General features: G+C 41.2%; 16 protein-coding genes and 4 pseudogenes. 12 read left to right on the top strand and 8 right to left on the bottom strand.

The window, feature by feature from the left end; genetic code table 11:
- Positions 1-3 precede the first annotated feature (3 nt).
- The 10 genes and pseudogenes from trpB to PGX00_RS08230 all read left to right on the top strand — a co-directional run bounded on the left by trpB (position 4) and on the right by PGX00_RS08230 (position 8,240).
- Positions 4-1,194, top strand: a complete 1,191-nt coding sequence (trpB, locus tag PGX00_RS08275; RefSeq protein ID WP_272135191.1) for a tryptophan synthase subunit beta — start codon at positions 4-6, stop codon at positions 1,192-1,194.
- Positions 1,194-2,000, top strand: a complete 807-nt coding sequence (gene trpA, locus PGX00_RS08270; protein WP_272135188.1) for a tryptophan synthase subunit alpha — start codon at positions 1,194-1,196, stop codon at positions 1,998-2,000. Before trpB ends, trpA begins: the two co-directional genes overlap by 1 nt.
- A 177-nt stretch (positions 2,001-2,177) precedes the next feature.
- On the top strand, positions 2,178-2,714 hold the full coding sequence (locus PGX00_RS08265; protein WP_272135186.1) for a septation protein A: 537 nt from the start codon (positions 2,178-2,180) through the stop codon (positions 2,712-2,714).
- Between the two features lie 52 nt (positions 2,715-2,766).
- Complete coding sequence (yciA, locus tag PGX00_RS08260) at positions 2,767-3,171, top strand: acyl-CoA thioester hydrolase YciA (RefSeq protein ID WP_272135184.1); 405 nt, start codon at positions 2,767-2,769, stop codon at positions 3,169-3,171.
- A gap of 96 nt (positions 3,172-3,267) precedes the next feature.
- Entirely contained in the window at positions 3,268-3,564 is a 297-nt protein-coding gene (locus PGX00_RS08255) for a YciI family protein (protein ID WP_272135182.1), read from the top strand.
- A 2-nt stretch (positions 3,565-3,566) separates the two neighbouring features.
- Entirely contained in the window at positions 3,567-3,986 is a 420-nt protein-coding gene (locus PGX00_RS08250; RefSeq protein ID WP_272135179.1) for a GspS/AspS pilotin family protein, read from the top strand.
- 184 nt (positions 3,987-4,170) lie between these two features.
- The gene (locus PGX00_RS08245) at positions 4,171-5,316 is read left to right on the top strand and encodes an ABC transporter substrate-binding protein (protein WP_272135176.1); all 1,146 of its coding nucleotides are present in this window, start codon (positions 4,171-4,173) and stop codon (positions 5,314-5,316) included.
- Positions 5,317-5,322: 6 nt separating this feature from the next.
- Positions 5,323-7,007: pseudogene (locus PGX00_RS08240) on the top strand (ABC transporter permease).
- Positions 6,973-7,611: an ATP-binding cassette domain-containing protein gene (locus tag PGX00_RS08235; RefSeq protein WP_272135173.1), complete on the top strand. Its 639-nt coding sequence runs from the start codon at positions 6,973-6,975 to the stop codon at positions 7,609-7,611. The pseudogene PGX00_RS08240 and the gene PGX00_RS08235 overlap by 35 nt, the downstream one beginning before the upstream one ends.
- A gap of 2 nt (positions 7,612-7,613) precedes the next feature.
- Complete coding sequence (locus tag PGX00_RS08230; RefSeq protein ID WP_272135171.1) at positions 7,614-8,240, top strand: CDP-alcohol phosphatidyltransferase family protein; 627 nt, start codon at positions 7,614-7,616, stop codon at positions 8,238-8,240.
- A gap of 43 nt (positions 8,241-8,283) precedes the next feature.
- On the opposite strand, the gene pepT is transcribed toward PGX00_RS08230, so the two are convergent.
- From pepT to PGX00_RS08210, 4 genes are all read right to left on the bottom strand, one after another.
- Complete coding sequence (gene pepT, locus PGX00_RS08225) at positions 8,284-9,504, bottom strand: peptidase T (protein WP_272135169.1); 1,221 nt, start codon at positions 9,502-9,504, stop codon at positions 8,284-8,286.
- A gap of 60 nt (positions 9,505-9,564) precedes the next feature.
- Positions 9,565-10,497 carry a class I SAM-dependent methyltransferase gene (locus PGX00_RS08220; protein WP_272135167.1) on the bottom strand — a complete coding sequence of 311 codons (933 nt, stop codon included), beginning with the start codon at positions 10,495-10,497 and terminating at the stop codon, positions 9,565-9,567.
- 3 nt (positions 10,498-10,500) lie between these two features.
- Complete coding sequence (locus tag PGX00_RS08215) at positions 10,501-11,181, bottom strand: TIGR01621 family pseudouridine synthase (RefSeq protein ID WP_272135164.1); 681 nt, start codon at positions 11,179-11,181, stop codon at positions 10,501-10,503.
- A 122-nt stretch (positions 11,182-11,303) separates the two neighbouring features.
- Complete coding sequence (locus PGX00_RS08210; protein ID WP_272135162.1) at positions 11,304-12,737, bottom strand: sodium-dependent transporter; 1,434 nt, start codon at positions 12,735-12,737, stop codon at positions 11,304-11,306.
- A gap of 462 nt (positions 12,738-13,199) precedes the next feature.
- Between PGX00_RS08210 and cls the strand changes: the two genes are divergently transcribed.
- Positions 13,200-14,654, top strand: coding sequence for a cardiolipin synthase (gene cls, locus PGX00_RS08205; RefSeq protein WP_272135160.1), 1,455 nt, complete (start codon positions 13,200-13,202; stop codon positions 14,652-14,654).
- A gap of 99 nt (positions 14,655-14,753) precedes the next feature.
- Positions 14,754-15,940 (top strand): annotated as a pseudogene (locus tag PGX00_RS08200) (cystathionine beta-lyase).
- 86 nt (positions 15,941-16,026) lie between these two features.
- Here the strand turns inward: PGX00_RS08200 and PGX00_RS08195 are convergent.
- The 4 genes and pseudogenes from PGX00_RS08195 to PGX00_RS08180 form a co-directional block, all read right to left on the bottom strand.
- Positions 16,027-17,178 carry an HD domain-containing phosphohydrolase gene (locus PGX00_RS08195; RefSeq protein ID WP_272135158.1) on the bottom strand — a complete coding sequence of 384 codons (1,152 nt, stop codon included), beginning with the start codon at positions 17,176-17,178 and terminating at the stop codon, positions 16,027-16,029.
- Positions 17,179-17,369: 191 nt separating this feature from the next.
- Positions 17,370-17,935: pseudogene (locus tag PGX00_RS08190) on the bottom strand (DNA-3-methyladenine glycosylase I).
- Between the two features lie 59 nt (positions 17,936-17,994).
- Positions 17,995-21,128 (bottom strand): annotated as a pseudogene (locus tag PGX00_RS08185) (efflux RND transporter permease subunit).
- Positions 21,128-22,219 carry an efflux RND transporter periplasmic adaptor subunit gene (locus PGX00_RS08180; RefSeq protein ID WP_272135155.1) on the bottom strand — a complete coding sequence of 364 codons (1,092 nt, stop codon included), beginning with the start codon at positions 22,217-22,219 and terminating at the stop codon, positions 21,128-21,130. Before PGX00_RS08180 ends, PGX00_RS08185 begins: the two are co-directional and overlap by 1 nt.

Here is a 22,219-nt window from a genome sequence, read left to right as displayed (position 1 = left end):
ATCATGGCTAAATTAAACGCCTATTTTGGTGAGTACGGTGGACAGTACGTACCACAAATCTTGGTGCCAGCGCTGGATCAATTAGAAGACGAATTTATTAAAGCGCAAGCAGACCCAGAGTTTCAAGCCGAGTTCATGACACTGCTGCAAGAGTATGCTGGACGCCCAACCGCATTGACACTGACTCGCAACCTAACCAAAGGCACAAAATCCAAACTGTACCTTAAACGTGAAGATTTATTACACGGCGGTGCGCATAAAACCAACCAAGTACTTGGTCAAGCATTACTTGCAAAACGCATGGGCAAAAAAGAGATCATTGCCGAAACAGGCGCAGGACAACACGGTGTTGCAACCGCTTTAGCGTGTGCATTGCTCGATCTAAAATGTCGTGTCTATATGGGAGCAAAAGACGTTGAGCGTCAAAGCCCGAATGTATTCAGAATGAAACTAATGGGTGCAACAGTCATCCCTGTGCATTCAGGTTCTTCCACATTAAAAGATGCATGCAATGAAGCTCTGCGAGATTGGTCTGCAACCTATGAAGATGCCCACTATCTACTCGGTACAGCCGCTGGCCCTCATCCATTCCCAACCATTGTACGCGAGTTCCAACATATGATTGGAGAAGAGACCAAGAATCAAATCTTAGCTCGAGAAGGTCGCTTACCCGACGCTATCATCGCATGTGTTGGTGGCGGTTCTAATGCTATAGGTATGTTTGCAGATTTTATCGAGGACACCGATGTAAGGCTTATTGGTGTAGAACCAGCAGGTAAAGGTATTGATACCGACCAGCATGGCGCTCCATTGAAACATGGTAAAACCGGTATCTATTTTGGTATGAAGTCACCACTAATGCAGGATAAAGATGGTCAAGTAGAAGAGTCTTATTCTGTTTCAGCTGGTTTAGACTTCCCATCTGTTGGGCCTCAGCACGCCCACCTTCATTCTATTGGTCGCGCTGAATATGATTCAGTCACAGATGATGAAGCATTAGAAGCATTCCAAGAACTTGCACGTAGCGAAGGTATTATACCTGCGCTTGAGTCGGCTCACGCCCTTGCTCATGCATTAAAAATGGTAAGAAACAACCCAGAAAAAGAACAGCTCCTTGTTGTTAACCTTTCTGGCCGAGGTGATAAAGATATTTTCACTGTTCACGACATATTAGAAGCAAAAGGAGCGCTGTAATGGATCGCTATCAATCACTCTTTCAGCGTTTAGCAGAGAAAAACGAAGGCGCTTTTGTTCCATTTGTCACTGTTGGAGATCCAAATCCAGAGCAGTCTTTAAAAATAATGGAAACCTTAGTCGAAGCAGGAGCAGACGCATTGGAACTGGGTATTCCATTTTCAGATCCTCTTGCAGACGGTCCGACTATTCAAGGAGCAAACATGCGTGCCTTGGACTCGGGTACCACACCAAGTATATGCTTTGACCTTATAGGTAAAATACGTGCCAAGTACCCTGAGTTGCCTATCGGTTTGCTTATGTATGCAAATTTGGTATTTGCTCGTGGCATCGATAGCTTCTACAAGCATTGTGCGCAAGCAGGTATTGATTCTGTCTTGATTGCTGACGTACCAACCAACGAAAGTGCCGAATTTATAGCTGCGGCTAAAAAATATGGTGTTAAACCTATCTTTATTGCGCCACCGACAGCAAGTGATGAAACTCTTCAATCTGTGGCAGAACTCGGTGGAGGATATACCTATCTTCTTTCTCGTTCAGGTGTAACAGGAACAGAGACAAAAGCAAACATGCCAGTCTCTCATTTGATGGAACGCTTAAATCAATATGACGCCCCTCCTGCACTGCTTGGTTTTGGCATCTCTCAGCCAGAACAAGTAAAAGAAGCCATTGCAGCAGGCGCTGCTGGTGCTATTTCTGGCTCAGCAGTCGTTAAGATTATTGAAACCAATGTAGGTGCACCTGAAGAGATGTTGACTAAACTCTCTGAATTTATTTCACCGATGAAAGCCGCAACTCGAGCTTAATATGGAAGTAACTCCATACTGCTGAACTGTTCACTTTTCAGGTTATTCTTTCACTGTTAACGAAAACAAATGGCCGCTTTTGCGGTCATTTTTATATCCAGATTTAACCCTGCTATTTAGCATTGACGATAAATTGGGTAGACTGTGGGTCATCTTAATGAGCCATATTAGAATTAAATGAAACAACTTATTGATTTTATTCCATTAATTATATTTTTTGCACTCTATAAAATGTACGACATCTATGTCGCGACCGGTGCATTAATTGTCGCTACCGCGATACAAATTGCGTTAACCTACTTTATTTATAAAAAAGTAGAAAAAATGCAATTAGTTACATTCGCCATTGTCGCGGTATTCGGTGGTATGACGCTGTTTTTCCACGATGATGACTTCATCAAATGGAAGGTCACCATTGTTTACTCTTTATTTGCCATTGGTTTGTTAGTTACACACCTAATGGGCAAGCCAGTTATTAAAGGTATGCTTGGCAAAGAAATATCCCTTCCTGATTCTGTTTGGACAAAAATCAATTGGGCTTGGATAGCTTTTTTTGCCCTTTGTGCATTGATAAACATCTATGTTGCATTTAGCTTACCTCTTGATGTTTGGGTGAATTTTAAAGTATTTGGTTTACTTGCTGCCACGTTTGCCTTTACTCTATTAACCGGTATTTATATTTATAAACACCTACCCAAAGAAGAATCTAAATAAACTGCTTTCCCCTCGCACCTCAAATGCGAGGGAGTGATATTGGAATATCTAAATGAGTAACAAAACGAATGAGGCCCCTCGCGGGCAAATGCTGCTTCGAACCCTTGCGATGCCAGCAGATACCAACGCTAATGGTGATATTTTTGGTGGTTGGATTATGTCTCAGCTTGATTTGGCTGGTGCCATTCTCGCAAAAGAAATATCCTGTGGACGAGTTGTGACTGTGTCGGTATCAAGTATCACATTCAAAGCGCCTGTCGCAGTTGGAGATGTTGTTTGCTGTCATGGCGAGTGCACAAAAATAGGTCGTACGTCTATGTCAGTAAATCTACAAGTATGGGTTAAACCGGTAAATGTAGATGGTATAGGGGATCGCTACCAGGTATGTGAAGCCACCTTCAACTATGTTGCAATCGATAGCGAAGGTCGCCCTAGACCGGTTAAAGCAAATAAATAATTAGGTATAGACTCACAATCTTTCAGTTTGATTTCACATTTAGCCAATTGATTTAGTACAGTGACCTTTAATCGAACTAACAAGGAAACGTTATATATGTGGTATGTTATTTTTTCCCAAGATGTTGAAAATTCGTTAGCAAAACGCATGTCAGTAAGAGACAAACATCTCGCTCGATTACAAATACTTAGAGACGAAGGTCGACTTCTCACCGCAGGTCCACTGCCAGCCATTGATTCTGAAAACCCAGGAGAAGCGGGTTTTACTGGTTCTACTGTCATCGCAGACTTCCCTTCATTACTAGAAGCTAAACAATGGGCAGATGCAGACCCGTATATCGATGCTGGTGTTTATGAATCCGTTATCGTTAAACCATTTAAACAAGTATTTTAATTATGGAACGTATTTTTTCTAAGTTGGCCGTGAGTACATTACTACTTGCAACCTTGGCTGGCTGTTCTTCTGGTTCAGATAAACAGCGTCAAGTAGAAGCCATTGCTAGTCATCGCGCTACTATCATCTCAAACAACCTACCTATTGAGCATGGGCCGTTAACTATTATGCAGGCGAAAGCGAAAGGCAGCGTTGTTGAGATAATGATGATATATAATGGCGATGGCGAAGTTTCTCCCCAGCAACTTGTGGCAAAAAGCGTTAACTACTATTGCTCTAATTCTGAAGTAACAGCAAACTTAAGTCATGGTGTTATTTACGATATTAAAGTTCGTAGCGAACGTGGACAGTTACTTATTGACCAAATAGTGTCCATCGACACCTGTTCTTCATTATCTGATGAGTCCAAGGACGAGAAATAAGGCTTAAAATTACTTTTTGAAATGGGTGCCCTTGGGTACCCATTTTCTTTTTAGCGAATTCATTATTTTTCCTTCATAATGAATGAAAATCGATAAAGCTCCGGTCTAGTTAGCTATATTAATAATAGAATCTTTTTATCCCTGCTGGATACAAGGTTCAGCCATGCTTAGAGAAAGGAATCCAATGAAGACCACAGCACTATTTGTTACCACCGCTTTAATGAGTTTAAGCACTTATGCGGCACCGTCCTGGCAAGAAATTGAAACGAAAGCCAAAGGGCAAGATGTCTACTTTCATGCCTGGGGCGGAAGCCAAGAGATAAATGCTTATCTTAAGTGGACAGAAAAAGAACTGAAAAGCCGTTACGGCATTAATTTCAACCATGTGAAAGTAACCGACATCGCTAAAACTACTTCCCTTTTATTGGCAGAAAAAACAGCCGATAAAAACAGTGGCGGCAGTGTCGATATGGTTTGGATTAATGGTGAAAACTTCAAATCCATGAAAAATAGTAACCTTCTTTATGGACCTTTCACTGAGAAACTACCCAGCTGGGAATTTGTAGATAAATCATTGCCGATTGACAGCGACTTTGCAGAACCAACCAATGGACTAGAAGCCCCATGGGGCGTTGGACAGTTAGTGTTTATCCACGATAGTCAGACATTAAATAATCCACCAGCTTCATTCGCCGAGCTTTTAAGCTATAGTAACGCCTTTCCAAATCGAGTTAGCTATCCGAAGCCACCTCAATTTCATGGAACAAGCTTTTTAAAGGCGCTGCTCATTGAGCTTACTAATAGTGACAAGTCGCTATATCAACCCGTAAAAGAAGCCGATTTTACTATCGTTACCCAACCTCTATGGCAATATCTTGATGAATTTCATAAAACTGCATGGCGCGCAGGAAAACAATTTCCAAGTGACTCATCTGAGACAATGCAACTTTTGGATGATAGGCAGTTAGATCTCGCTATTACTTTTAATCCTAATGCCGTTTTTTCTGCACAACACAACGGGACCTTAGCCGAGACAACGAAGTCTTATGCACTAGATGCAGGGGCACTATCAAACATTCATTTCTTAGCCATTCCTTGGAATGCCAGTGCGAAAGAAGGTGCTCTCGTTGCCATCAATTTCTTACTAAGCCCAGAAGCTCAATCTCGTAAAGGCGATTTAAATATTTGGGGAGACCCTTCGGTTCTATCAAATCAACATCTAACTGGGTCTGCTAAGAATACTAAACTATTTAAATCGATTGCAGAGCCACACCCTAGTTGGCAGGCAGCTATAGAAAAAGAATGGCTAAAACGTTACGGAAAGCAATAATTTTTTATGTTACGCCCACTTTATGTCTTAGTTATTTTGATTTGTATCGCTCCCACCATACCCGGTGTGTTGGGAGTACTGCTTTCTGCGCTTAGTTATATTCCCTCTATCGGTTTAACCGAATTATCTTTGAAAGGATTTGCAGATGTATTCGCATGGAGTGGTATAACGCAGTCTCTATATCTTACCGTTTTCACTTCGTTAACCAGTAGTTATTTGGCTTGTTTTTTAACCTTTGCTGTTTTGCAGGCCTCTTGGAATACACGTACATGGAAATGGGTAGAAAAAAGCCTATCACCGCTACTAGCCGTGCCTCATGTCGCTTTTGCTATCGGATTCGCCTTCTTGTTTTCTCCAACAGGAATATTTGCCAGGCTGTTGTCGCCACTGATCGGTAATAGCAGTTTTTCCTACATAATAAATGACCCCAACGGAATTGGATTAACTCTAGCATTAGCATTAAAAGAACTCCCTTTTCTGCTATTAATGAGTATTCCAATAACTCAACAATTAAAACTAGAACAGTCGTATAAAGTTGCAACAAGCTTAGGTTATTCTCAGTCGCAATTCTGGTGGAAGTGTGTATTACCTCAATGGTTAACCAAGATTCGATTTTCACTGTTGGCTATTATTGCTTACAGTGTTTCTGTGGTAGATATGAGCCTGATATTAGGCCCAACAAACCCACCCACCTTTGCTGTTTTGGTCTGGCAATGGTTTTCTGAGCCCAACTTATCATTATTCCCTCGAGCGGCGGCTGGTGCTGTCATTTTGTTTTTAATCTGTACCTTACTTATACTTTTCACTAGGTGGTTAGAACACCTAACTGTTAGGCGGCAGCGAGGCTGGCAAATTTCTGGACGTTACGGATTTCGACTACACGGCATGAAGCTATTTTTCGTGATCTCGCTCGTCAATGTTTTACTTTTGCCGATTACCATATTGTGGTCTTTTGCGCAGCGTTGGAGGTTCCCCGATTTGCTGCCAACTCGATTCAGCCTACGGTTTTGGCAACAAGAGTGGGACAGCGTTATTCCAACAATCAATAACAGTATTCTTATAGCACTTATATCGGCTACGTTAGCGCTTATATTCGCGTTAATTGCACATGAATATCAGAATAAATATCGATTGCGAATACCTAACTTAGTTATCGCCACACCTATGTTAGTCCCACAGCTTTCATTATTGTTTGGGATTCAGGTTTCGACACTTTACATTAGTGCTGACGCGCCACTTTTTTGGGTTATCTGGTCTCACGTGTTTTTCGCTTTCCCATATGTATACCTTGCATTAGATGGACCTTGGCGTAGCTATAACGATGGTTTTAGCCAAACTGCATTGAGCCTCGGTAAAACGCCGTGGCAGGTTTGGATTAAGATTAAAATGCCAATACTCTTTGCTGCAATTAGTTTTGCCTGGGCGGTAGGTACAAGTGTCAGTTTAGCTCAGTACTTACCCACTCTAATGCTCGGTTCCGGTAGAATCTCCACAATAACAACCGAAGCCGTTGCACTATCAAGTGGTTCGGATAGACGTGTAACTGCAATCTATGCGTTATGGCAAGCAATGTTACCGTTACTTTTTTTACTTTTGCTTTCGTGCTCAATCGCCTTCAAAGAAAAGGCAAGGCACCAATTAGGAAATCTATATTTAATGAGCCTTTGTCTAAAAAACCTCACCATCCTTAATAAAGATAAGGTGGCTCTATTTGGCCCACTTACGCTAGAGGTAAAACCAGGGGAAGTATTAACTTTAATGGGCCCTAGCGGTTGTGGAAAATCTACATTGCTTAGCGTAATTGCTGGACACTTATCCGATAGTTTTTCTTTTACAGGGGATTTCACGCTTAACGGACAATGCATCAGTCAACTGTCAGCCCATCAAAGAGAAGTTGGTATTTTATTTCAAGACGATCTTCTTTTTCCGCACCTATCCGTGTTGGAGAACCTCGCCTTTGCACTTCCAAACTCAGTTAAGTCTGAACAGAGGCGTCAACAAGCATTTTCTGCATTGGAAAATATCAGCCTAGCGTCATTGTCAGAGTCTATGCCAGAACAGATATCTGGAGGGCAGAGAGCAAGAATTAGTTTAGCGCGGATGCTACTTGCGAAACCAAAACTTGTTTTACTGGATGAACCTTTTAGCAAACTTGATAAAGAACTTAGAGAGCAGTTTCGCGACTGGGTTTTTGAGCAGCTTTCACGTGCTAAAGTGCCCGCGCTACTTGTTACCCACGATGAATCGGATGTTCCATCAAACAGCCAGTGTTTAACCTGGCCGTGGAGTCATTAGCTATGTTAGATAGATTTAGTATTAAGATAATTAAAGCGCCATTAGAGCTAGCTGCTAAAGGCTTACACAAGTTAAATATATCAGCTAACCAGACCACACTGTTTGGTTTTATTCTAGGTTGTCTCGCTTTTCCGAGTCTTATTTTTCAACAATACGATCTCGCCTTAGTATTTGTAATATTGAATCGAATTTGTGATGGATTAGATGGTGCTCTTGCTCGTATTCAAGGGATAAGCGATTCAGGTGGTTTTTTAGATATCAGCTTAGATTTTCTTTTCTACTCTCTGATTCCGTTTGGGTTTGTTTTAGCAAATCCAGAACAGAATGCCATTGCTGGCGCATTTCTTATTTTTTCGTTTATAGGGACTGGGTCTAGTTTCCTAGCTTTTGCTGTAATGGCGGGAAAACGAGACATAGAGAATCCCGTATATAAAAACAAATCACTCTACTACATGACTGGTTTAACGGAAGGTACAGAGACCATCGCCTGTTTTGTCATTTTCTGCCTATTCCCAAATTACTTTGCAGAGATAGCTTACTTATTCGGGACCTTATGTTGGATAACGACTGCCAATCGAATTTGGGCTGGCTTCACGACATTGAGAGACAAAGAAAACCTTGAAGCTTAAATGAAGAGCCTTACATAACGTGTAAGGCTCTTCATTATTGCTGTTACTTTGCTGTGTTTTCGGCAATCTTGACGATGACTTCAACCGCTTTGTTCATGCCTTGCACAGTAATGAACTCATGGATACCGTGGAAGTTATAGCCTCCGGTGAATACATTCGGACATGGGAGCCCCATAAAAGATAGGCGAGCACCGTCTGTACCGCCTCTTATTGGACATATATGTGGTTCGACACCGCAATCGGTCATCGCTTGTTTTGCGATATCGATAATATGTGGATACGGCTCTACCATTTCCTTCATGTTGAAATAGCTATCCGTTATCTCTATTGAAACACGGCCCTTCGCTAACTCGCTGTTTAGTTGATCTACCTTCGATTGCATGAACGCTTTGCGCAAGTGAATATTATCTTTATCAAAATCTCTGATAATGTAGTTCAATTCAGTACGTGCAATACCTGATTTGATTGACGTTAGGTGGTAAAAACCCTCATAGCCATCTGTACATTCAGGTGTTTCTTCGCTTGGCATACTCAATTGAAATCGAGCCGCAATATTCATTGAGTTAACAAGTTTATCTTTGGCTGTTCCTGGATGAACGCTCACACCATGACAAATAACTTTTGCGCTGCTGGCATTAAAGTTTTCGTACTCCAGTTCGCCAACGTAGCCACCATCAATTGTATAAGCCCACTCTGCACCAAATTTATCCACATCAAACAGGTTAGCGCCACGGCCAATTTCTTCATCGGGTGTAAAGCCAATTTTTATATCGCCATGCTTAATTTCTGGGTTATTTATCAGCACTTCCATTGCGGTAAGGATTTCGGCTATACCGGCTTTGTTATCTGCACCTAAAAGCGTTGTTCCGTCGGTAGTAACAAAATCGTGGCCAATTAAATTATCCATATCAGGGTACTGAGCGGGTGAAAGTTTCTCTCCACTAGTGCCTAGTTGGATATCTCCACCTTGATAATTTTTTACTATCTGTGGTTTAACATCTTGACCCGATTCATCCGGAGCGGTATCCATATGAGCAATGAACCCAATCGGGGCTACGTCATGGTCTACATTTGAAGCAAGGGTGCCCATCAAGTAACCATTGTCGTCTAAAGTAACATTATCTAAGCCCAACTGTTCCATCTCATTCTTAATGTTCTCAGCCAGTTTCAATTGGCCCTCTGTACTTGGACAAGTGGAATTATCACTGTTGGACTGGGTGTCAAATGCTACATAGTGTAAAAATCTATCCAATACTTTGTTCATTTTTTATTCTCTATCTTGTGTTGTTCTTTCTATGTAAACCATTAAATTACCAGATTGAAATTAACTAAAAAGTAGCGCTTTCAAGCTGGATTGTTCATCTAAATCGGCAAATTCTGGGGGATTTTCTAGACGTTCTTTATACTCAAACTGAGGTGCCTCTTCTAACATCCCTTCAATCAGGAACTCCGTCGACACTGTTGGAGAGTTTACACAAGCCAAAACCTCACCATTGTCAGCTAGCAGTTCTGGGAGTTTTCTCAATATTTTTTTATAATCTTTGGTTAGAGCAAAGCTGCCTTTTTGAAAAGAAGGTGGGTCGATGACAATGAGATCATAGGGGCCGTTTTTACGAATTTTTCCCCATGATTTAAATATATCATGAGCAAGAAAGCTCACCTTTTTAAGGTCGTGTCCGTTTAGTCTATGATTATCGCGCCCTTTACTTAAAGACGATTTAGCCATGTCAACGTTAACGACTTTGACGGCTCCTCCTTGTATTGCTGCTACAGAGAACCCGCAGGTATATGCGAACAAATTTAGAACACGTTTCCCTTCTGCGTTTTGCTGCACCCAATCACGGCCATAACGCATATCCAAAAATAAACCGGAGTTTTGGTTTCGCCCCAAGTCCAGCTTGAATTTCAATCCACTTTCTTCAACAACCGGATGAACGTCTAAATCACCTAATATGATCTCGGCTGGCGCGCCATTTTGATATCGGTGCTGCAATAAAATCGTTGTCCCATTTTTCTCTTTCCAAATAGGTTGCATAGAAAAGCGCAATAGACCGTCTCTTAGATCGTCTAAAAAGTCTGGGTCTACTTCTCTAAACAAGCTGACGATAAGCTGCCCTTGCAACCAGTCGCAAGTGAGTTGCTCTAACCCTTGCCATTTCCTTCCACGCCCATGAAAAAGGCGACGAACCTCATCTGGTACATTAGTCACTTCTTGTTGAAGATGAGAAAAAAACTGCTCTAAATTTTCTTTATTCATAGTCTATTTCATTTTAGGCCAAGACAAATCCCACGGAACATTCCACTGTTGTAATGCTTGTAACATCTCAGTAGATTGCCATTTTTCACCAAAATTAGGGACGGATTTAAAACTAAATATCTGTTGTTGATATTCAAATCGGATAGCAAAAGCATGGAGATAGCCACGGTCACTATTTGAGGATGCATTGTAAATTGGATCGCCAACAATAGCCGAACCGACCGACTTAAGAGCTACCCTTATCTGATGCGTTTTACCTGTGTACGGCTTACACAGAAAGATGCGCTCTCCAACCTCACCGGCTACCGAAAAAAACTGTGTTATTGCTGGATTGTTATTACTACTGTTTAATTTCCAACTAGAGCGGCGAGAACGCTCCATATCACCACTTACTAAGCCTTGTTTCTTCTTTGGTTTTTTACTACCAATCGCTACATAATATTTTTCGATGTTTCTATTGGCAAACAAATTTGAAAGCTCACGCGCTGCCTGTTTATTTCTGGCTAACAATAATATGCCAGAGGTCATCTTATCCAAGCGATGGACAAGATATAGCTGTTCATCATGAGTTACTTTAGCGATTTCTTCAAGAAGCATGGTATCCCCATCATCTTTATGGACGCTAACATTAGGATGTTTCGTAATAACCAAAAAATCATCAAATTGATGCAAGATATCAAACATAGTACAGCTCCTTTCAGATCGCAGAGTATACATTTTTAAACGGTGTAAGCGACTTTTTCTTGTCACAAAAAAGGAGCCCTATTAAGGGCTCCTATTGGAAGAAAGTGATTACTTATTAGTTATCAAAGTTTCTTTGATAACAGCGCGGCAATGCCAATGATTCCAACACCTATAAGCATTATCTCTCCTTTACCGCTATCAAACCCTGCTTTGATACCTGTAAAGGCAACAATGGCAATTGCGGCAGGAATAACAAATTTCACGAGGTTGTACCATAAACCAAACAGTGGAAATGATATTTCACCGTCATTGGTTATTTCTTTTTCTAAGTCAGAGCGATTCAAACGCCAACCAGCAAAGATACAAATCAACATACCGCCAACCGCTAAGAAGATTTTGTCTGTTAGCAAATCAAAGATATCGAACGCTCCGGTGTCAAACAATGTAGGTCCAACGCCTCCAAGAGACAGTGAAGAAAATACACAAAGCATTGCCATGAAGATACTAGAAGAAATAACAGCAGTACGACGTTTCATCCCTTTTTCATCGATGAGATATGAAACCACAACTTCGAGTAGAGAAACCGATGATGTTAGTGCAGCGACACTCAATCCAACAAAGAACAGCAGCGCTAACATAAGACCAATCAATCCACCCATTTCAGCGAATAACTGAGGAACGACAACGAATACTAGCCCCGGACCTGCTGATGGTTCCATATTAAATGCAAACATCGCCGGAAACATAGCAACACCGGCCAAAATAGCCACACCAGTATCCATGGCAGTAACCATAGCAGTTGTCTGGACTAAGTTTTCTTTCTTTTTCAGGTAGCTACCATAAGTCATCATACAACCCATGCCTAGACTAAGTGAAAAGAATGCCTGTCCCATTGCGGCGAGAACAACACTGCTGTCTACTTTTGAAAAGTCCGGTTTGAATAAAAACTCAAGACCCGCGCTCGCGCCCGGTAAACTTAATCCCTTTACCGCCACCAGAATTAAAATGGCAAATAGAAGAGGCATCAAAATCTTACCCGCTTTCTCTATACCACCTGAAATCCCCTTAACAACGATGAACACGTTTAAAAGTAGATACAGGCCCATCCACATAAGTGGCTGTACAGGATTAGATATGAAGCCACCAAAGCTATCGCCAATGGCTTCAGGTGTATTTAAGAGACCAGTGCTCACTTTAAAAATATAAGCAATAGACCAGCCACCAACTACGGGATAGAAACCCATGATCAATAAGCCACTAACAACACCAATAACACCGACAAAAGTCCAGCGACGGTCCGTTGATTTAAATGCACTCGCAGCAGATACAGCAGCACGTCGACCGATAGCGAACTCAGTAAGCATTACACTAAATCCAATGAAAATAACGAACACTAGATAAATAGCAACAAACGCCCCACCACCACTTTCGCCCGCGGTATAAGGAAACTTCCATATATTACCCAGACCAACAGCCGATCCTGCTGCTGCCATTACGAAACCTAATTTTGATCCCCACGTATCACGTTTTTTTGTGGGTGTATTACTCGTTGCCACGCTTACTCCAAAAATATTCTATTAAATTAGTTGAATATAGACCGCCCTAAAGTGGAAAAAGTGTAAATATAATTTTACGATTACGAAAATTATACTGTACACTTCTAAAAAATTTGTTGGCGATTCATGCGGTGGCAAGTAAAACAGTTTCAGAGTAAGATTGAAAGTCCTCTTGGTTTATATTGTGGCATTAATTGGTATTTTTATAGATAAATGTTGCTATTTCGTACAACGACTCTTTAACCCCTGTATTTTTCTTAAATCACCCGATATTCTACTTATAGCAATTATATGCGTTTTCTGGTTTTCAACAGAGAACAGAAGCAGTCTTCTCAAAGCCTCACTCTCAGTAAATACCACCAATAAAATCTACTTGTGACACGCATTAACAATTAAGCTAAGCAATATTTTGCAAAAGGCCTTATTATCGATTTGTTAACAATATTTTTTCTACGGGTTTAGATGGAAAAGTTCTACAACATATTGGCGCTTGTTGGCGTTGGCCTATACTGGTTTCTTGTCGCTGGTGTAACACTCCGCGTTGTTTTAAAAAGACGAGCAGTTAGTGTATCGCTCGCTTGGCTAATGATTATTTACATCATTCCTGTTCTGGGCGTTATATTTTACTTTTTATTTGGTGAGTTAAATCTAGGTAAAAAAAGAGCCGAAAGAGCCAAACAGATGTTTTCACCTTATGGTGAATGGTTTGATCAATTGCACGACTGTCAAGCCCACTTACCTGCGCTAATGAGCCCGCAGATAACTAAGATCGATGATCTATGTAATCATCGTATGAGTATTCCTGCGCTATGCGGCAACGATCTTTCTCTACAGCGTTCACCAAATGAAATCCTCAGATCTATCATTCAAGACATCGACCAAGCTGAAAATCATATCCGAGCGGTTTTTTACATTTGGCACAACGGTGGTTTAGTTGATGCCGTTAGCAGCGCTTTAATCCAAGCAGCAAAAAGAGGCGTCACGGTTAGGATTTTACTCGATTCAGCTGGTAGTCATCGATTCTTTAAGAGCCACTGGATAAAGATGATGGAGCAAGAAGGGATTGATATTACGCAAGCCCTAGAAGTAAGCCCATGGCGTATATTTTTACGTCGTCTTGATCTTCGCCAACACCGTAAAATTATCGTAATCGATGATAAAGTTGCCTATACAGGTTCAATGAATATGGTTGATCCGGCATTTTTCAAACAGAATGCTGGAGTGGGTCAATGGGTCGACGTGATGGTTCGTATTACTGGGCCAACAGTGAATGTTATCGCAGCAATTCATGCATGGGATTGGGAGGTCGAAACTGGAGACCGTATTATGCCTAGTTTCCCTGAATGCATTATTCCAAGCCAAGAGAAAGCGCTGCCGATTCAGGTAGTGCCTTCTGGCCCCGGAATGCCAGAGAATCTGATCCAGCAAGTATTAACCCTCGCAATAAACCAAGCTACAAAGTCTGTTTGTATTACGACACCTTATTTTGTTCCTAGTGATGAGCTACTCGAAGAATTTAAGATGACGGCTCAACGGGGCGTTATCGTTGAAATCATTATCCCTAAAAATAATGATTCACTCATGGTCCAGTGGGCGTCTCGTTCTTACTACGATGAGCTACTCAACGCGGGCATAAAAATCTATGAATTTGATGGCGGATTACTGCACACCAAATCGGTCGTTGTCGACGGCTTGTATTGTCTTGTCGGAACGGTAAATATCGATATGCGCAGTCTATGGCTCAATTTCGAATTAACACTTGCAGTGGATAACGAAGATTTCACTGCTGAGATGGTTGAGTTGTTAGACTCTTACAAAGCGCTATCGACCGTCGTGAAAAAAGAAAAATGGAAAAAAAGAAGCATGCGTTATCGTTTTTTAGAGCGCGTTTTTTATCTTTTCAGCCCATTACTCTAGTTCATTTAGACGGTTCTACTTCGAATTTCGGTTGCTTAATTTCTTCTATCATGTTTTAAATTAACCAAGTTAAATTAAAACATGATGCAGGGAAAATGGATGTCCGAACATAAACAAACAAAGCTGGTTACCGCTGGTCGAGATAAGAAGTGGACTAATGGTGTAGTAAACCCACCTGTACAACGTGCTTCCACCGTTGTTTTTGAAACCGTTGCCGAAAAAAACCAAGCCACGAAAGAAAGAGCAAATAAAACCCTTTTTTATGGACGACGTGGGACTAATACACATTTCGCCTTTCAAGATGCAATGAATCAAATTGAAGGCGGTGCTGGTTGTGCACTTTACCCTTGTGGCACCGCTGCTATATCTAATGCTATTCTTTGTTTCGTCGAGACAGGTGACCATATATTAATGGTGGACACTTGCTACGAGCCAACTCGCAATTTTTGTGACATTATCCTAAAAAAATGGGAATAGAAACCACCTACTACGACCCAATGATAGGTGATGAGATCCGATCTCTCATTCAAAATAACACCAAAATATTGTTTCTAGAATCCCCTGGGTCAATTACGATGGAAGTGCAAGACGTTCCAACACTCACAAAAATAGCCCATGAAACAGACATTATTACCATATTAGATAATACGTGGGGTGCAGGTGTTAACTTTTCTCCATTTGATTTTGGGGTCGATATTTCAATACAAGCCGCTACAAAATATATTGTCGGCCATTCCGATGTAATGCTTGGTACCGCGGTATCTAATGAAAGGTGTTGGGATCAATTGCGTGAACAGAGCTACCTTATGGGTCAATGTATCTCTCCCGACGACGCGTACTTAGGGCTTCGCGGATTGAGGACACTAGATGTCAGGCTGCGCCAACATGAAGAAAGCAGTATTAAGGTGGCAAAATGGCTCGCGGCCCACCCGCAGGTAGATCACGTTCGTCACCCTGCTTTAGATAGTTGCCCTGGACACGAGTTTTTCGAGAGAGATTTCACTGGCTGCAATGGGCTGTTTTCTTTCATCCTAAAAACAACAAATTCAAAAGCGACAACCGAACTATTAGACGGCATGAAACATTTTAGCATGGGCTACTCTTGGGGTGGATTCGAAAGCTTAATTCTTGCCAATGAACCAAGTTCATTTAACAGTTTGCGGACCGTTGCAAATCCAAATTTTGAAGGCACACTCATACGCTTGCATATCGGCTTAGAAAACGTAGATGAGTTGATTGACGACCTAGAAAAAGGTTTAGCAAGATACGAAAAAGCGCTTTTATAACCGGTAAAATAATCATTCCTTAGACCGCTCAAGAGACCCTTGGGCGCTTTATTCACGAATAGGTTTTATTTCATATTTATATAAAATCAGAAGCTAACACTCGGATCAGATTCCGGATACTTCCTTATAATTTCAACTAAATACTCTTGATGTTCACGCAATGCATTTACACAGTGCGCATCGAGCTTCCCACCTTGAACCATCTTTTCCAGCTCTAACAATGCCCCAGAAACTGAGCAGGCTTGTTTATAGGGACGATGGCTTGTTAGCGCATCAAAAATATTAGCAACAGTAACAATACGCGGAGGAATCGGTATCTCAGTGTCAGACAAACCGTTAGGATAACCTGTCCCGTCTAAAAACTCTTGATGACAAGAAACAATACTCTTAAGTACTTCAATACAGCGATGAGATGGGCACCCTAAGTTGTCTAAAATTTTATCGACTACATTAATACCATCAGGCACATAACATCTCATAACCTCTCGCTCTCTGACCGCCAGTGGGGTTGGCTTAAGTAAGATATCTGTCGACAACGCTGACTTACCTATATCGTGTAAACGAGAAAAAATATGGACACTTTCTATCATCTCATCATCAAGGTGATAAATATCTGCGACTTCTTTCGCTATTAATTGCGCATAGATACTCATCCTTTCCATATGTTCTTTAGATTCATTTTTGTAACCAGGAGAAAGCTCTTTGGTTATCTCTGCAGAGGTGAGTATTGCATTTAATAGTGAGTATTCTGTATTAACCGAGAAACCTATCAAGTCACAGTATATCGTTAATTTTTGCTGAATTTCTTCAGTGAATAACCCTTTATAATGAGAGTCATAAAATATAAAACCAATAAAATTTTGTCCCGTATAAATAGGAACGGTATAGGAAGATTTAAAACCTTGATCTAAAAGCCAATTTGAATGTTTGTTATTGCGATTCAACGTTGCTGGTAAGTCATCAACAACGCGTGTGCGCCTTTGCTCCGCACATATTTTCAAGTTGGGACAAGAGTCTAACGGGAAAGAGTAATTAGAAAAAACATTCACGCCTGTGCTGCTTTCCGCAAACGTGTATAGCTGGGAATTTCGGTGGTCATAAGATACAACGGCAATTCTTGCTACTTCCGGTATTTCTTCCAAAATACGCGAATGTATATCTTTCAATTCTTTACATAAAGAATCTAGATGCACATCTTTCAATCGAATCGACTGTTGAGTTTCCTTTAACGAGCTCATGATCAAGCACCTAACTAAACGTTCCGTTGTTCTATAAGAAAATACTTACGTATTTACAACTTGATTACACACCATTAAAGTTTAGTTGAAAAAATGTACAATTGGCCACTATTAATTTAAATATATATTTTCCCTTAATTGAAAAAAATAACTCATCTATCATCAATAAGTTAATAATGCTTTAGTGTTAGTCATATCTTAAGCTCCCTTGCTCTTTTGTAGCAGTCAATATCATGATCGTTAACTAACCCTGTCGCTTGCATAAATGCATAAACCGTTGTGCTTCCTAAAAATTTAAATCCTCTTTTTTAAGATCTTTAAACAATAAATCAGATTCTGCCGTTGTAGTCGGACGAGGTTCGTTTGAATCTTGATTTGCTACCGGCTTATTAGCTACAAACGCCCAAACATAATCACTGAAGCTGCCAAATTGTTGCTGTATCTCCACAAACCGTTGTGCATTGTTGATTGCAGCCTCAATTTTTGCCCGGTGGCGGATGATGTGGCTGTCTTGCAATAATTGCTCAACTTTATCTGAATCAAATCGCCCTACTTGAACGGGATCAAAATCTGCAAATGCGGCTCTATAACCTTCACGCCTTTTCAGAATTGTGTACCAACTTAGCCCTGCTTGCGCCGATTCAAGAACTAGAAATTCAAAAAATACCTGATCATCATAGACGGGCACTCCCCACTCTTTATCATGATACTCAAGATAATCTGGCTTGGTTTCGTCAACCCAATCACATCTCTTCATCTTTATCCTATTTGCGTTTTAGTCCTATTACGAAGAGTAAAACGCTTTAGTGAGGAAAATTACCCTTTTGACTCTTCAAGCGAGACAATTTTTACCTTATGTAAAATACGATAGAGCACAGGCACAACGATCAATGTCAGTATTGTTGCAAAGCCTAACCCAAACATAATTGTTACTGCCATTGGCTTAAAGAAACTGTCCGGCAATAGTGGGACCATCCCTAATATGGTCGTTATGGCAGCCATACAAACCGGACGAACACGGCTTAAAGCTGCGTCTACTACAGCGAGATACGGTTCTTTACCAGACTTCATCTCTATTTCTATTTGGTCTAATAGCACAATACCATTTTTGAGTAGCATACCTGATAAGCTCAAAAATCCGAGCAGCGCCATAAAGCCAAATGGTGTGTCCAATAATAGTAAACCTGTCGATACCCCGATAATAGCCAACGGCACAGTAAACCAAACAATCAATGGTTCTTTTACTGAGTTAAACAAGAACACGGTAACCAAAAACATGAATAGGTAACCTAAAGGCATTGTCGAAAACAGAGATGCTTGTGCATCAGCGGAAGACTCGTATTCTCCACCCCATTCTAATGAATAGCCCGGTGGCATTTCTATCGCGTCTATTTCCGTCATCAGGCGCTTCTGCAGCGTTGATGCTGTCTCTTCACCGAGCAGATCAGGGTCCGCAAAAATGGTTAACATACGTTTGCGGTTTTTACGAACAATTAAAGGGTCTTCCCAACGAGTCTCATAACCAAGCGTGACTTGCTGCAAAGGAATATATTCGCTTAAACCCGGACTCCAGATTTTCATGCTCTCAATGTTGTTTATATTTTCTCTCTCTTCATCAGGTAATCGAGCAACAATTGGCATTAACGTAGTCCCATCACGATATACACCGATGCTTTTTCCTGAAAATGACATACTCAGGAATTCATCAATATCTGACTTTGTGATGCCGTAACGTCGAGCTTGACTCTCATTAAAGATCGGCTCTAAAACCTTGGTTCTTTCTCGCCAGTCATGTCGTATATTTGTCGTACCTTGGTCCGCATACATCACGTCCATCACTTGTGTAGCTAGCGTCCTCAACACAGTAGGATCCGAACCAACGATACGAGCTTCAATTTTCGCCCCCCTGGACCCAACTCGATTTTTTTCAGCTTATAATTTATTTCTGGGTAATTAAGTTCAATGTGCGAGCGGAAATCCGCCATCAATGTATCCATCACTTCTGGAGACTCAACCCTCGTGGCTATTTCTCCGTAAGCGGAATAACTTTTTTCTGGCGCATAGGTCAACATAAAACGTTGTAAGCCTTTACCTGCGGTTGTGGTAATGTGTTCTACACCGTCTTGTTCTGTCAACCACCCTTCTAATAGCTGCAATTTATCGTTGGTTGCACGAATATCAGTCCCTTCCGGCATCCAAACATCAACCATAAACATCGGGGTAGTAGAAGATGGGAAAAACGACTGTTTCACCTTCGTAAAGCCGTAGATACTCACAAATAGCATCACCACAAGCACAATGACAGTTGCCCACGCTCGCTTCATACAAAACTCTAAGAAGTTTCGATAGACAACAAATACCATTCCGTTATAAGGATCTGAATTGTCACCATCTTCGTTGTCGACAACGGTTTCTTTAAAGAATAAATCTGCAAAAAATGGTGTAAGAGAAATTGCCGTGAACCAACTCAACATGAGTGAGATAAGAAGCACGGTAAATAAGGTGCCACAATACTCACCGGTGGCATCGTCTGACAACCCAATAGGTGCAAACGCTGTAACCGCAATAATTGTCGCCCCTAGCAATGGCCAAATGGTTTGGGTAACAATATCGCTTGCAGCCTGCAACCTTGTTCGCCCCTGCTTGGTTCCAATTAATATCCCCTCGACGACAACAATGGCATTATCGACTAACATCCCTAAGGCAATAACCAAGGCGCCAAGCGAAATTCGCTGTAACTCTATTCCCATGTATTGCATGAAGATAAAAGTGCCTAACACCGTTAGCAACAGAATTAGGCCGATCAATAGACCTGACTTTAATCCCATAAAGAAAAGCAATACAACGATAACGATACCAACTGCTTGGGCCAAGCTCACAACAAATCCGCTTACGGATTTATCCACCTCATTTGGCTGGCTATAGATCTCCGCTATATCAATCCCAATTGGTTGTTGATATTTAAGCTCTGCAAGTCTTCGATTAAACCGCTTTCCGACCTCAACAACGTTGACACCAGTATTAAATGACACTCCCATATTCAAAGAAAGTTGGCCATTAAAGTTAATAATATTTGATGGTACTTCTAGGTATCCCCGTTTAATCGTCGCGACGTCTTTTAGGAAGATTAAGCCTTGCGCGCCACCTTCGGTTAAAATCAGGTCTCCGAGTTGCTCAACATCCGAAAACTCACCGGTAGGCTGGATTCGGATGTATTCGTCTCCAATGCGAACGGCACCAGCATCTGTCACTGTATTTTGCGTATCTAGTAGGTTAAATATTGTCGATGGCGCAATGCCTAGGCTACTCATGCGCTTCATGGATATTTCAATAAAGACTTGCTCTTGTTGTTGTCCCGATACGCTGATTTTTCCGATACCGTCTACTAATTCCAATTCGCGTCGTAGGTAGTCAACATAATCTAAAAGCTCTTTATAACTGTAACCTTGTCCAGAAATGGCTAACAATATTCCATAAACGTCACCAAAATCATCGATAACTTGTGGTGAGTTCACGCCAGGTGGAAGAGTAGGTGCCAAGTCGTTAACTTTTCGTCTCAGTTCATCCCAAATTTGAGGTAAGTCATCTGGACCATAATTGTTCTTCATCGTCACGGTTATCTGAGATAAACCTCGACTAGATATTGAGTTGACCTCGTCCACATAGATTAACTGTTGAATCGCCTTTTCTATCGGATAAGTCACCTCTTCTTCCACTTGAACCGGTGTTCCTCCAGGATAACTCGTGACAACCATGGCGTCTTTTATCGTAAATGCGGGATCTTCGAGGCGGCCCAACTCGAAGAAAGCGGATGCACCACCAATTAAGAAAATCAAGGACAGCATCCAACTGATCACTTTATTTTTAATGAAGTATGCGGCAATCCCTTTTTGATTCTCGGATGTGTCTGTATTCAGTACTGGTTCGCTTTTATTTGCTTGATCGCTCATTAGTTCGCCTCCTGCGTAACCAGATCTACTTTCATTCCGTCGCGTAAACGCGAGCTAATACCAGCAATGACTATCTTGTCTTCATTCGTTAATCCACTTAATACTTGAATTTCCTTATAACTAACTCGACCGGTCAAAACTTTTGTACGTTTAATTGTATTGTCTGGTTGCAATACCCAAACAAATTTATTTAACCTATCCAAGGTATCTCCATCAGGGTTAAATATCGCCTCTATTGGTATTGAGATTGCAACGGTATGTATGTCACCGACATGACCTTTTTTAGGGGCTACCTCTACTGCCATTCCGTCTAAAATCAACAACTCCTCAGGCATAGGCATGGTTAACGTAACGGTATAGGTGGCAGTTTGTTGATCTTGCTCGGTAGTATATTCTTTAAGCTTTGCTGTATAAATAAGCCCATCGGTTACTTTAACGTCGGCTTCAACCGACTGGAAATCTTCAATTTTTGGAGTGTTAGCAAAAAGCTTATCTGATACTTGAAGCACAATATCTACAAAATGTGGATTATGAATATTAACGATTTGTTGACCAGCCTGAACCTGCTCAAATTGTTCGACATTGACTCGAGAGATAATGCCATCTATTGGGGCTTTTAATTGGGTGAATGTTAAGCGCAACTTAGCCAAGTCATACTCTGCTTTTGCTATCATCCGTTGGGCTGCCAATTCATCGAATTGTGATTGGGCTAGCAGTCCTTTTTCGACTAAAGGCGCTGAACGCCTATACTGGCTATCAGCAACATTATATGACGCCTTTTTGTTTTCAACTTCTAATTTAAAATCTGTTGGGTCGATTTCAGCAATAACCTGCCCTTTACTGACTAGCTCACCTTCATTGACATTTAGATTGTTTACTTGACCTGCTAATCGAAAACTCAGATGAGACCGATCAGCCGCAGCAGCAATGGCAGGAAAGAACATTCGGCCGTCGTAAACCGCATCGGTTTGGGACGAAAGGTCTAAAATACGAACTCTAGGAAGCTCTTTCATGGTTTGAACTGGTTTTTCACCACAACCGTTTAGAGCAACTAAAGAACTGAGTACAACGGCGTAAAAGAGTTTATTCAT

This window comes from Vibrio algarum (assembly GCF_028204155.1).
Classification (GTDB): domain Bacteria; phylum Pseudomonadota; class Gammaproteobacteria; order Enterobacterales; family Vibrionaceae; genus Vibrio; species Vibrio algarum.
Note: the sequence above shows the minus strand (reverse complement) of the source record. Positions and strands in the feature narration are given on the sequence as shown.